The organism is Undibacterium sp. JH2W (assembly GCF_049340425.1).
Classification (GTDB): domain Bacteria; phylum Pseudomonadota; class Gammaproteobacteria; order Burkholderiales; family Burkholderiaceae_D; genus Undibacterium.
Genome location: NZ_JBMPOT010000009.1, coordinates 55422 through 67071, shown reverse-complemented (window position 1 = coordinate 67071; position 11650 = coordinate 55422). Strand labels below are relative to the sequence as shown.

At 48.7% G+C, this 11650-nt stretch carries 10 protein-coding genes; 7 read left to right on the top strand and 3 right to left on the bottom strand.

Annotation, left to right across the window (positions count from 1 at the left end; translation table 11 throughout):
- Window positions 1-4: 4 nt before the first annotated feature.
- The 3 genes from ligA to def all read left to right on the top strand — a co-directional run bounded on the left by ligA (window position 5) and on the right by def (window position 3559).
- Window positions 5-2062: an NAD-dependent DNA ligase LigA gene (gene ligA, locus ACO0LC_RS14785; protein WP_423004340.1), complete on the top strand. Its 2058-nt coding sequence runs from the start codon at window positions 5-7 to the stop codon at window positions 2060-2062.
- A gap of 1 nt (window position 2063) precedes the next feature.
- The gene (galU, locus tag ACO0LC_RS14780; protein WP_423004338.1) at window positions 2064-2939 is read left to right on the top strand and encodes a UTP--glucose-1-phosphate uridylyltransferase GalU; all 876 of its coding nucleotides are present in this window, start codon (window positions 2064-2066) and stop codon (window positions 2937-2939) included.
- An 86-nt stretch (window positions 2940-3025) separates the two neighbouring features.
- Window positions 3026-3559: a peptide deformylase gene (def, locus tag ACO0LC_RS14775; protein ID WP_423004336.1), complete on the top strand. Its 534-nt coding sequence runs from the start codon at window positions 3026-3028 to the stop codon at window positions 3557-3559.
- 68 nt (window positions 3560-3627) lie between these two features.
- On the opposite strand, the gene ACO0LC_RS14770 is transcribed toward def, so the two are convergent.
- The 3 genes from ACO0LC_RS14770 to map form a co-directional block, all read right to left on the bottom strand.
- A complete protein-coding gene (locus ACO0LC_RS14770) occupies window positions 3628-4374 on the bottom strand; it encodes a pseudouridine synthase (RefSeq protein ID WP_423004334.1) in 747 nt (248 codons plus the stop codon).
- 89 nt (window positions 4375-4463) lie between these two features.
- Window positions 4464-7016, bottom strand: coding sequence for a [protein-PII] uridylyltransferase (locus tag ACO0LC_RS14765; protein WP_423004332.1), 2553 nt, complete (start codon window positions 7014-7016; stop codon window positions 4464-4466).
- Window positions 7017-7028: 12 nt separating this feature from the next.
- Window positions 7029-7868 carry a type I methionyl aminopeptidase gene (map, locus tag ACO0LC_RS14760; protein ID WP_423004330.1) on the bottom strand — a complete coding sequence of 280 codons (840 nt, stop codon included), beginning with the start codon at window positions 7866-7868 and terminating at the stop codon, window positions 7029-7031.
- A 368-nt stretch (window positions 7869-8236) separates the two neighbouring features.
- On the opposite strand from map, the gene rpsB reads away from it, so the two are divergent.
- The 4 genes from rpsB to frr all read left to right on the top strand — a co-directional run bounded on the left by rpsB (window position 8237) and on the right by frr (window position 11622).
- A complete protein-coding gene (gene rpsB / locus ACO0LC_RS14755; protein WP_186951390.1) occupies window positions 8237-8983 on the top strand; it encodes a 30S ribosomal protein S2 in 747 nt (248 codons plus the stop codon).
- A gap of 137 nt (window positions 8984-9120) precedes the next feature.
- Window positions 9121-10002, top strand: coding sequence for a translation elongation factor Ts (tsf, locus tag ACO0LC_RS14750; protein ID WP_423004328.1), 882 nt, complete (start codon window positions 9121-9123; stop codon window positions 10000-10002).
- A 257-nt stretch (window positions 10003-10259) separates the two neighbouring features.
- Window positions 10260-10976, top strand: a complete 717-nt coding sequence (pyrH, locus tag ACO0LC_RS14745) for a UMP kinase (RefSeq protein ID WP_423004326.1) — start codon at window positions 10260-10262, stop codon at window positions 10974-10976.
- Between the two features lie 85 nt (window positions 10977-11061).
- Complete coding sequence (frr, locus tag ACO0LC_RS14740; protein ID WP_423004324.1) at window positions 11062-11622, top strand: ribosome recycling factor; 561 nt, start codon at window positions 11062-11064, stop codon at window positions 11620-11622.
- Window positions 11623-11650: the final 28 nt, after the last annotated feature.

The window sequence follows — 11650 nt, the reverse complement described above, 5'->3', positions numbered from 1 at the left end:
AGACATGCAGAATGATCTTTTGGATGCTGCCGCTAAGGCGGCAGACACTTCAACACTAGCCGCGCAGGCAGAACAGCTGCGCGCAGAGTTGAATAGGCACGCACACTCCTATTATGTGCTGGATAATCCCAGCGTACCCGATGCTGAATATGACAGATTGTTTTCAGAGCTTCAGCGCCTGGAAGAAGCTCATCCCGAATTAAAAACCGCTGATTCACCAACCAACAGGGTTGGTGGTGCTCCACTGCCAGAATTTGGTCAGGTACAGCATGCCGTGCCCATGCTGTCGCTGAATAATGGCTTTGAAGATGATGATGTCATCAATTTTGACCGCCGTGCCCGCGAGGGGCTGGATGTGCAAAATGAAATTGTCTATGCGATAGATTTGAAGTTTGATGGGCTGGCCATTAATCTGCGTTATGTTGATGGCATTTTCACTCAGGCTGCAACCCGTGGCGATGGTTTTACCGGTGAAGACGTCACTGAAAATATCCGCACCATACGCAGCATCCCCTTGCGCTTGCAGATAGACAATCCGCCAAAGATACTGGATGTGCGTGGTGAAGTCTTGATGTTCAAACGCGATTTTGAAAAACTCAATCAGCGCCAGCGTGATGCTGGTGCCAAAGAGTTTGCCAATCCGCGTAATGCTGCGGCTGGCAGCCTGCGTCAACTGGATTCAAAAATTACAGCGCATCGTACTTTGCGTTTTTTTGCGTATGGCATAGGGCTGCTGGAAGGTATGAGCGTGCCAGCCTCGCATCGTGCTTTGCTTGATTGGTACAAACAGGCGGGCATCCCTGTTTGTGAAGAAAATGCAATCGTGAGCGGTGCGTCTGGCTTGCTGGAGTTTTATAAAGCAATTCAAACCAGACGTGACAGTCTGGATTATGAAATCGATGGCGTGGTCTATAAGGTCAATGACTTTGCCAGCCAGCAGTCGCTAGGGTTTGTATCGCGCGCGCCACGTTTTGCAATCGCTCACAAATTTCCGGCACAAGAAGCTTTGACCACCGTACTGGATATAGAGGTGCAGGTGGGCAGGACTGGTGCCATCACACCCGTTGCCAGATTGGCCCCGGTTTTTGTTGGCGGTGTCACAGTAACCAATGCCACCCTGCACAATGAAGAAGAGATACAGCGCAAGGATATACGCATAGGCGACACGGTGTCCGTACGCCGCGCTGGTGATGTGATACCCGAGGTCGTTGCCAGCATCTTGGAAAAACGCCCGACAGATTCACGCCAGTTTGTCATGCCCGTGGAATGCCCGATTTGTGGCTCACCAATACAAAAACCTGAAGACGAAGCCATTGCCCGTTGCAGTGGTGGCTGGATAAAATGTACGGCACAGCGCAAGGGGGGCTTGTCACACTTTGCATCACGTAAGGCAATGAATATAGATGGTGTAGGAGAGCAGCTTATTGATCAGTTGGTCGACAAGAATGTCGTTACAACTGCTGCAGATTTGTATAAGCTTGGTCTGCGCGCGCTAGTTGAGCTGGATCGCATGGCAGAAAAGTCTGCGCAAAATGTATTGAGTGCACTGGAAACCTCCAAGCTGACCAGTTTGCCCCGTTTCATCTATGCGCTGGGCATACGCCATGTGGGTGAATCAACAGCAAAAGATTTGGCTGCACATTTTGGCAATACCGATGCATTAATGAAAGCAACTGAAGAGAAATTGCTGGAAGTGTCTGATGTGGGCCCGGTCGTAGCGAAGTCCATCTTGCGTTTCTTTTCAGACGCATTGAATGTGGAACTGGTAGAGCAATTGCTGGCGTCAGGTATACATTGGCCTGCAATTGAGGTGCAGGAAAAAGGCGAGCAAGTCCTGGCAGGCAAGACGCTGGTACTGACAGGTACTTTACCTACGCTGAGTCGCGATCAGGCGACTGAAGTCATAGAAAAAGCGGGTGGCAAAGTGTCTGGATCAGTCTCCAAGAAAACCAGTTATCTGGTTGCTGGTGATGATGCAGGCAGCAAGCTGGTGAAAGCGCAAGAATTGGGTATCAATATTTTGACAGAAGCAGAATTGCTTCAACTTTGTTCCGGGAGCTGAAATGAGAAAAATTAAAAAAGCCGTATTTCCAGTGGCAGGCTTGGGTAGCCGCTTTTTGCCAGCCACCAAGGCACAGCCAAAAGAGATGCTGCCTATTGTAGACAAGCCACTCATACAATATGCGGTTGAAGAAGCGGTAGAGGCGGGTATTACTGAAATGGTATTCATCACCGGTAGAAATAAACGGGCGATTGAAGATCATTTTGATAAAGCCTATGAACTGGAAAGCGAACTGGAAGCTGCAGGCAAAGAAGCCTTGCTGGACCTGGTCAGGAACGTCATCCCCAAGAACATCAATTGCATTTATATACGTCAGACAGCCGCTCTTGGTTTGGGGCATGCAGTGTTGTGTGCTCGCCCCGTGATTGGCGACGATCCATTTGCAGTCTTGCTGGCAGATGACTTGATGGATGCCGATGTTGGTCAGCCGTCAGTCATGGCGCAGATGGCGCGCCAGTATGAGGCAGAAGGTGGCAGCATCGTTGCCGTACAGAATGTGCCACGTGAATTCACCCGCCAATACGGTATCGTCAGCGGCACACCATATACAGATACTCTGGAGAGAGTGCAGGGCATCGTTGAAAAACCTATGCCTGATGTTGCCCCGTCTACGCTGGCGGTAGTTGGTCGCTATATTCTGTCTGGCCGTATTTTCTCTTACCTGGAAACTCTGGGTAAAGGGTCTGGCGGTGAGATTCAATTGACTGACGGTATCGCAGCGATGCTCAAAGATTTCCCTGTGTATGCTTTCCGCCCAAATGCGACACGTTATGACTGCGGCTCCAAACTGGGTTATTTGAAAGCCAGTGTTGCCCTGGGTTTGAAACATAAGGAAACCAGCGCAGAATTCACTGAATTCCTGCAGTCCTTGAAATAAGTAATGTGAAATAAGGCCAGGCATCACCTGGCCTTGTTTTTAAATAAAGTCATACACTAAATCATCTATACAAAATCTGGTGCACCATGATTCATCCTATCCTGAAAATGGGCGATGCCCGCTTATTGAGAGTTGCCGAGCAAGTCACGGCCTTTGGTACGCCAGAGTTACATGAGCTTATCAAGGACATGTTTGAAACCATGATTGCAGCTAATGGTGCTGGTCTGGCAGCACCACAAATAGGCGTGAATTTGCAACTCGTGATCTTTGGTTTCAAGAACAACCCACGGTATCCTGATGCGCCGGTAGTGCCAGAGACTGTACTCATCAATCCAGTATTGACACCTTTATCTGAAGAGACAGATGATGCATGGGAAGGCTGTTTGTCCGTGCCTGGCATGCGCGGCCTGGTGCCACGCTGGAGCGCCTTGCGTTACGAAGGCTATGATCAGTTCGGCACGCGCATCTCACGTGAAGTGGATGGCTTTCATGCCCGTGTCGTGCAGCATGAATGCGATCACCTGAATGGTATTTTGTACCCCATGCGCATACGCGATCTGACGCAATTTGGTTTTACTGAAGTCTTGTTCCCTGAACTCGATCCTAACGACGACGATTGAGTCCATTGATTTCAAAGCAAAAGGGCAAGAGCTTTGATTCTTGCCCTTTTGCTTTTGTAAGATGCAGATTAAAACTGTTCGTCTTCACGCAGGTAGCGCCATTGACCCTCTGGCAATTTACCCAGCTTGATCTTGCCTATGCGCACACGTTTCAAACCTATCACTTTTAGCCCTACCATTTCACACATGCGCCTGATTTGGCGCTTTTTGCCTTCACGTAGGATGAAATTCAATTGATCTTCATTTTGCCAGGTGACTTTTGCAGGCAATAGTTTTTTTCCATCCAGTGACAAGCCATGATTCAGTCGGCGCAGATCTGCATCTGGTAAGCGTCCTAGTTTGCTATATTCCACCCGTACCAGATATTCCTTTTCCACGACCGTGGTTTCACCTATCAAATGCTTGGCGATACGGCCATCCTGGGTCAATACCAGCAAGCCGACTGAATCGATATCCAGACGGCCAGCAGGTACCAGGCTGCGTAATTGGGTAGGGTGGAACTGGGTATCTACTTCATCTTCGGCCCAGCGGTTTTCTGGTTTGATCAGGGCGATTGCTGGCGTGTAGCCATCTTCAGCCTGGCCGCTGACGAAGCCGACGGGTTTGTTGATAAGGACAGTGACGCGCTTGGATTGCTCGGCTGCGGCCTGTCTCTCCACGGTCACTTTTTGATGAGGCAATACCTTGCTGCCAAGTTCAGAGATGACTTTGCCATCTACCCGGACCCAGCCGCGCGCTATCCATTCGTCAGCCTCGCGGCGGGAGCAAAGGCCAAGTTCGGACATGCGTTTGGAGAGTCTTACAAGTTCAGTCATGATGCTTTTAAATGGTAATCTCGCCTGTGCTTGCTTACAGATCAGGTGAGGGTGTTGATTATTAGGTCGTGGTATGACGTTGTCAGTGTTTAAATTCTTAATGCGTCCAGCAAGTCAGTTTCAAACTGTATCTGGCTGCGGGCACCTTGCAGGGCCTGGCCATCGACGATGAAAACGTCTTCCACTCTTTCGCCCAGGGTCATGATCTTTGCTGTATGCAAATTGATTTTATACTTGGTCAGGATGTTCGCTACCGCATATAACAAGCCATTTCTGTCATTGGCAGAGATGGATAATAAATAATACTGACCACGGTCATCTGGCCGCAAATCCACGGTGGGCACAATAGGGAAGGTGCGTGACATGCGCGATAAACGCCCACGATTAGGTGGAGAAAGTGGCGTCTGGCGCGTCAGGATTTCTGTCAATTCGTGCTCTATCAAATTAATGATGTCACGATAATTATTCGCAAAAGCTGGTTCTATGACCAGGAAAGTATCAAGAGCATAGCCTTTTTTACTGGTGTGAATTTTTGCATCCAGAATACCAAAATTCTTGCCGTCAAAATAATTACAGATGCGGGCAAATAAGTCAGGCTGGTCTTTGACATAGACAGTAATCTGCAAGCCTTCACCTATCGGTGAGAGGCGGCATTTCACCACAGGCGTCTGGCTGTCTATGCGGTCATGCAGAGCGCGTGTTTGCCAGGCGATATCGGATGCGTCATGACGCAGGAAATAAGCGACATCCAGTTGCTGCCAGAATTTTTCATGCGCATCAGGTGCCAGGCCATACAGTCGCAAGGCTTTTAGTGCTTCTTCCTGACGATTCTTTAACTCCCTGTCCTTGCTTGGTGTTTCGCCACCCAGCACGCGCAAGGTCATGCGGTACAAGTCTTCCAGTAGCTTGCCTTTCCAGGCATTCCAGACCTTGGGGCTGGTGCCGCGGATATCTGATACAGTCAGTAAATACAGCGCGGTCAGATGACGTTCATCCTTGACCAGATTGGCAAAATTCTGCACAACGTCAGGATCGGACAAGTCCTGTTTTTGCGCCACATGTGACATGGTCAGATGCTTTTCCACCAGGAAGATAATCAGCTCGGTATTGGCTTTGCTAAGACCATGGTCGTAGCAGAATTTTTTGGCGTCCGCCATACCCAGCAGTGAATGATCTCCACCGCGACCCTTGGCGATATCGTGGAATAAAGCCGCGATATACAAAACCCAGGGTTGATTAAAATTTGCCATTAACTGGCTGCAGAATGGATATTCATGCGCATGCTCAGGCATGGTAAAGCGGCGCAAATTGCGCACTACCATAAGGATGTGCTGGTCTACCGTGTATGCATGAAACAGATCATGTTGCATCTGGCCTATGATGCGGCGGAAATTCGGCAAATAGCGGCCCAGTATGCTCATTTGATTCATGCGTCGCAAGGCATGAGTAATCCCTTGTGGTGATTGCAGAATTTGCAGGAACAATGAGCGATTGAATATATCATGCCGGAATTCAACATCAATCAGCAGGCGAGCATGCCAGAGTGCGCGCAGCGTCCTGGCTGTCATCCCTTTCAGCTCGCCATGCTTGGCCAGGGCCAAAAATACACCAAGGATAGTCGATGGATTGGCTTCAAAAGTATCATCCCTGGCAATATCGATGAAACCATTGACCTCATTGAAATGCTCATTGATGGGGCGTGGTACTGATGGCTGGGGGAATAGTACGGCTTCGATGTTTTGCAGTAGCACGGTGTTGAGCTGTGTCACCGCTTTGGCTGCCCAGTAATAGCGTTGCATCAGGTATTCGCTGGCGCGCCTGGACTCTGTGGTTTTGAAGCCAAAGGTTTCCGCTATTGGTGTCTGCACGTCGAAAATCAGGCGATCCTCACGGCGGCCCGCGTGAATATGCAGACGTATGCGTATATCTTTAAATGCGCGCTCATTGCGCTTTAGCTGACGTGCCTCAACATCCGTAATCAAGCCGCGCTCGGCCAGTTCACGCCAGGAATTGCCCAGATTTGCTGCCTTGGCAACCCAGAGTATGACTTGCAGATCCCTGAGCCCGCCCGGGCTTTCCTTGCAATTGGGTTCCAGACTGTAGGGGGTGTCTTCATATTTGACATGGCGTTGCTGCAGTTCCAGTAGTTTTTCCTGGAAGAAATTTTGCGGATTCATGGCTTCCGCATATTGCTGCTGCATGTCTTTGAATAGCTTGCGACTGCCTGTGACAAGACGCGCCTCCAGCAAGCTGGTTTGCACGGTTATATCAGCGGCAGATTCTTGCAGGCATTCTTCTATTGTGCGTATGCTATGGCCGATATCGAGGCCTATGTCCCAAAATAACTGCACCAATTTTTCCAGCTTGTCTCGCAGGGCAGCATCGGGTCTTTGCTGTAATAATATCAGCACATCGACATCGGAATAAGGAAATAACTCGCCACGGCCATAACCGCCGACTGCTACCAGGGCAGCTTCTTTCGGAAAGTCAAAATGACGCCAAATCTTGCTGAGTTGCTGATCGACATTACGGCACAAATCATGCAGTAAATGCTCTGCCTTATGATGGGCCTTGAAGGCATTAATGACGATCAGTTGCGCTGATTTCAGTTCTTCCTTGAAAGAGAGTGCCGGTGTCTGCATGTGGCCAGGATCTTAAGCGAGTTTGATGAAGTCCGGGATAGGCGGGTAGCCTGCAGACAATGTCAGCACTTCATAGCCGGTTTCGGTGACCAGGACGGTGTGTTCCCACTGGGCAGACAAGCTGCGGTCCTTGGTTTTGATGGTCCAGCCATCCGGCATTTCCTTGATTTCACGGCGTCCAGCGTTAACCATAGGTTCCACGGTAAAAATCATGCCTGGCAATAATTTTTCCATGGTGCCTGGTTTGCCGTAATGCATGACTTGTGGCGCCTCATGGAAAATCTTGCCTATGCCGTGACCGCAAAATTCACGCACTATGCTATAGCCAGCTCTTTCCGCATGCTGTTGTATGACATGGCCGATGTCACCCAGATGCGCGCCCGGCTTGATTTTATCTATGCCCAGCCACATGCATTCATAAGTAATGGCATTCAGGCGTTTGGATAATATGGATGGTTCGCCTAGCAGGAACATGCGGCTGGTATCACCATGGTAACCATTTTTAATAACAGTAATATCCAAATTAACAGAGTCGCCATCTTTCAAAACCTTATCACCTGGTATGCCGTGGCAAATGACGTCATTGACCGATGTGCAAATGGCTTTCGGATAAGGTGTGTAGCCTGGAGGGCAATAATTCAAGGGGGCAGGGATGGTGCCTTGCACGTTGACCATGAATTCATGACACAAGCGATCAAGTTCGCCTGTGCTGACGCCAACTTTGACAAATGGCGTGATGTAATCAAGGACTTCCGAAGCCAGTTTGCCAGCGATGCGCATGCCGGCGATATCTTCCGGCGTCTTTATAGTGATAGCTTCCATACGTTTCTTGTCGTTTGCCAAGGCTTGCATAATGCAATACTGACTTTGCCCCGGCATTTTTGCCTGGCGGGGTCAGATTCGTTTATCGGCTGAGCCTTGATCTGAGTAAAATTGCGAAAGTGTTGCAGAACCGGAATTATAGTCTATGAAAGGCAGTGCCGCATGGCCCTGGTATGACCCTTATACTTACTCCTTGAACGCGGCACTTGAGGGAAATGCAGTTTTCATAGTAGAATAGATGGTTAGCTTGTAGATGTATAGAAATACGATGCTGGCTAATTAATTTTTTATCAATCGAATCCGGTCGAAAAGGGTGTCTTGCAGCGCTTAATTAATGGTAGTAACTATTAATTCGCTCAGATCACTGGCTGGATTCAAGACCTAACCCTGGAGTTATTATGTCTGTAACAATGCGTGAAATGCTGGAAGCCGGTGTGCACTTTGGTCACCAAACCCGTTTTTGGAATCCAAAAATGGCACCGTATATCTTCGGCCATCGCAACAAGATTCATATCGTCAACCTGGAAAAAACTCTGGCAATGTACCAGGACGCGATGAAGTATATCCGTCAATTGTCTTCCAATCGCGGCACAGTGTTGCTGGTTGGTACCAAGCGTCAATCCCGTGACATCATCGCAGCAGAAGCACAACGTGCTGGCATGCCTTTCGTTGATCAGCGCTGGCTGGGCGGTATGTTGACTAACTTCAAAACAGTTAAAACATCCATCAAGCGCCTGAAAGACATGGAAGCTTCCATCGAAGACGGTTCCGTTGAAAAACTGTCCAAAAAAGAAGCCCTGATGTTCCAGCGCGAAATGATCAAACTGCAAAAATCCATCGGTGGTATCAAGGATATGGGCGGCATTCCTGACGCAATTTTCGTAGTCGACGTTGGCTACCACAAAGGCGCGATCACTGAAGCAGCGAAACTGGGTATCCCGGTTATCGGCGTGGTTGATACTAACCATTCCCCAGAAGGTGTTGCATACATCATCCCTGGTAATGATGACTCCTCCAAAGCAATCGCTTTGTATGCTCGCGGTGTTGCCGACTCCATCCTGGAAGGCCGTGCAAACGCAGTGAACGAAGTTTTGGAAGCTGTTAAACCAGGTTCTGATGAGTTTGTAGAAGTAGAACAAGCTTAATTGCCTGTTCTGGCACATGGTTACAAGCTGTCTTAGGCGGCTTGTAACAAAAAATGGGGCAACAGTCGTTCGCCCTTTTTTTTAAACAAAATTTGATATCGGTGTTTCTTTAAACACCCTTGAACTAGGAGAATGACATGGCGGCGATTACAGCAGCTTTGGTAGGTGCACTGCGCGCAAAAACAGATGCGCCAATGATGGAATGCAAAAAAGCGCTGACAGAAGCAGAAGGCGATATGGACCGTGCGGAAGAGATTCTGCGTGTAAAACTGGGTAGCAAAGCTTCCAAGGCATCTTCCCGTATTACTGCAGAAGGTGTTGTTGCCTCCTATATCGCTGGTAACGTCGGCTCCCTGATCGAAGTTAACTGCGAAACAGACTTTGTGACCAAGAATGATGATTTCCTGGCGCTGGCTAATACTTGCGCAAAACTGATCGCTGAACACAATCCTGCTGACATCGCAGCTTTGGGCGCATTGCCTTTGGATGGTAAGACAGTTGAAGAAGTGCGCGCAGCATTGGTTGGTAAAATCGGCGAAAACATGTCTTTCCGTCGCTTTGTTCGTTTTGATACAACTGCCAAGCTGGTATCTTACCTGCACGGTACACGTATCGGTGTGGTTGTTGAATTTGATGGCGCAGATGAACAAGTTGGTAAAGACGTAGCGATGCACATCGCTGCAATGAAACCAGTATCCCTGTCTTCTGACCAGGTGCCTGCTGAATTGATCGAAAAAGAGCGCTCAGTAGCAGCTCTGAAAGCGGCAGAATCTGGCAAGCCAGCAGATATCGCTGAAAAAATGGTTGAAGGTTCCGTGCAGAAATTCCTGAAGGAAGTTTCTTTGCTGAATCAAACATTCGTTAAGAATGACAAGCAAACAGTTGAGCAGATGTTGAAATCTGTTAATACAACTGTCAAAGCTTTCACTATGTTCGTAGTTGGTGAAGGTATTGAGAAGAAGCAAGATGACTTCGCCGCGGAAGTGGCCGCGCAAGTGGCTGCAGCAAAGCAAGCGTAATTGGCGAAATAAAAAAACGGGCCGAAAGGCCCGTTTTTTTAAACCCAAGGATTGTAAGTATTTGTGTCTGAGTATCACATTAATGTTTTCAGGTGTAAATATGAGTGTGTGATAAGTGAGTGGTGCTCCATTTGCTTTGTGTATTGCCTGACTGGGCTAGTCTGCAAATCAAATGGTTATTGAAGAGTCTTATCAAGGCTGTTTCATCCAGTATGCATTTCTTTTAAACTATTTAAACTACCAGAAGGAGTCCTATCATGACAAAACCTGCTTACAAGCGTGTGCTCTTGAAGCTCTCTGGCGAAGCCCTGATGGGTGATGATCCGTTTGGCATTAACCGTGCGACGATAGAGCGCATGGTGGCCGATGTGGCCGAAGTATCAAGAATGGGTGTGGAGTTAGCCATCGTTATCGGCGGTGGCAATATTTTCCGTGGTGTGGCACCTGGTGCGCAGGGCATGGACAGGGCAACTGCTGATTACATGGGTATGCTGGCGACAGTCATGAATGCCCTGGCATTGTCAGACGCCATGCGCCAGGTCGGTCTGACATCACGTGTCATGTCTGCTATCGCGATTGATCAGGTTGTCGAGCCTTATGTCCGCCCTAAGGCCTTGCAATACCTGGAAGAAGGCAAGGTTATCGTGTTTGCTGCAGGTACTGGCAATCCTTTCTTTACTACCGACACTGCAGCAGCTCTGCGCGGTTCGGAAATTGGCGCTGAAATCGTCTTGAAGGCAACCAAGGTTGATGGTGTATATACAGCAGATCCTAAAAAAGATCCTACGGCAACGCGTTATACGACGATTTCATTTGATGAAGCTATTGCGCGTCACCTGCAAGTCATGGATGCAACTGCTTTCGCTCTTTGCCGTGACCAGAAACTGCCTATCAAGGTATTTTCCATTATTAAGCCGGGTGCATTGAAGAATGTCATTCTGGGGGGAGACGAAGGCACCTTAGTGCACGTATAATCCTGCACTTCGGATTGTTTCATATTAATTCGGCAAGGAGCACGGCCAGGCCCGTCGCTCTTGTCCAGATGTACAGGAGAACGCTATGAGCGTAGCAGAGATTAAAAAAAGTTCTGACCAGCGTATGCAAAAGTCTATCGAGACTTTAAAGGCTGATTTATCTAAAGTCCGTACTGGCCGTGCCCACACCGGCATTCTGGACCATGTCCAGGTTGATTATTACGGCACCCCTACCCATATTACTCAAGTTGCCAATGTCACTTTGATCGATGCCCGCACCATAGGTGTGCAGCCTTGGGAAAAGAAGATGCTGAGTGCAATTGAAAAAGCAATTCGCGATGCCGATCTGGGTTTGAACCCATCCTCGCAAGGTGAGCTGATACGCGTACCTACACCACCATTGACTGAAGAGCGTCGCAAGGAAATGGTCAAGCTGGTCAAGACCGAAGGCGAGAGCGCCAAGATTGCCATTCGCAATATCCGCCGTGATTCCAATGAATCCCTGAAGAAGTTGCTGAAAGAAAAAGAATGCTCAGAAGATGATGAGCGTCGTGCACAAGACGATATCCAGAAATTGACAGACAAGTTTGTTGCTGAAGTAGACAAGCTGCTGGCTGACAAAGAAAAAGAAGTGTTGACAGTTTAAGTCGTCGCCCGCGTATCAACACATTCTG

Excerpts from the sequence above, each read along its gene's own strand:
- ligA (WP_423004340.1), top strand. The coding sequence starts at position 5 with ATGCAGAATGATCTTTTGGATGCTGCCGCTAAGGCGGCAGACACTTCA.
- galU (WP_423004338.1), top strand. The coding sequence starts at position 2,064 with ATGAGAAAAATTAAAAAAGCCGTATTTCCAGTGGCAGGCTTGGGTAGC.
- def (WP_423004336.1), top strand. The coding sequence starts at position 3,026 with ATGATTCATCCTATCCTGAAAATGGGCGATGCCCGCTTATTGAGAGTT.
- ACO0LC_RS14770 (WP_423004334.1), bottom strand. The coding sequence starts at position 4,374 with ATGACTGAACTTGTAAGACTCTCCAAACGCATGTCCGAACTTGGCCTT.
- ACO0LC_RS14765 (WP_423004332.1), bottom strand. The coding sequence starts at position 7,016 with ATGCAGACACCGGCACTCTCTTTCAAGGAAGAACTGAAATCAGCGCAA.
- map (WP_423004330.1), bottom strand. The coding sequence starts at position 7,868 with ATGCAAGCCTTGGCAAACGACAAGAAACGTATGGAAGCTATCACTATA.
- rpsB (WP_186951390.1), top strand. The coding sequence starts at position 8,237 with ATGTCTGTAACAATGCGTGAAATGCTGGAAGCCGGTGTGCACTTTGGT.
- tsf (WP_423004328.1), top strand. The coding sequence starts at position 9,121 with ATGGCGGCGATTACAGCAGCTTTGGTAGGTGCACTGCGCGCAAAAACA.
- pyrH (WP_423004326.1), top strand. The coding sequence starts at position 10,260 with ATGACAAAACCTGCTTACAAGCGTGTGCTCTTGAAGCTCTCTGGCGAA.
- frr (WP_423004324.1), top strand. The coding sequence starts at position 11,062 with ATGAGCGTAGCAGAGATTAAAAAAAGTTCTGACCAGCGTATGCAAAAG.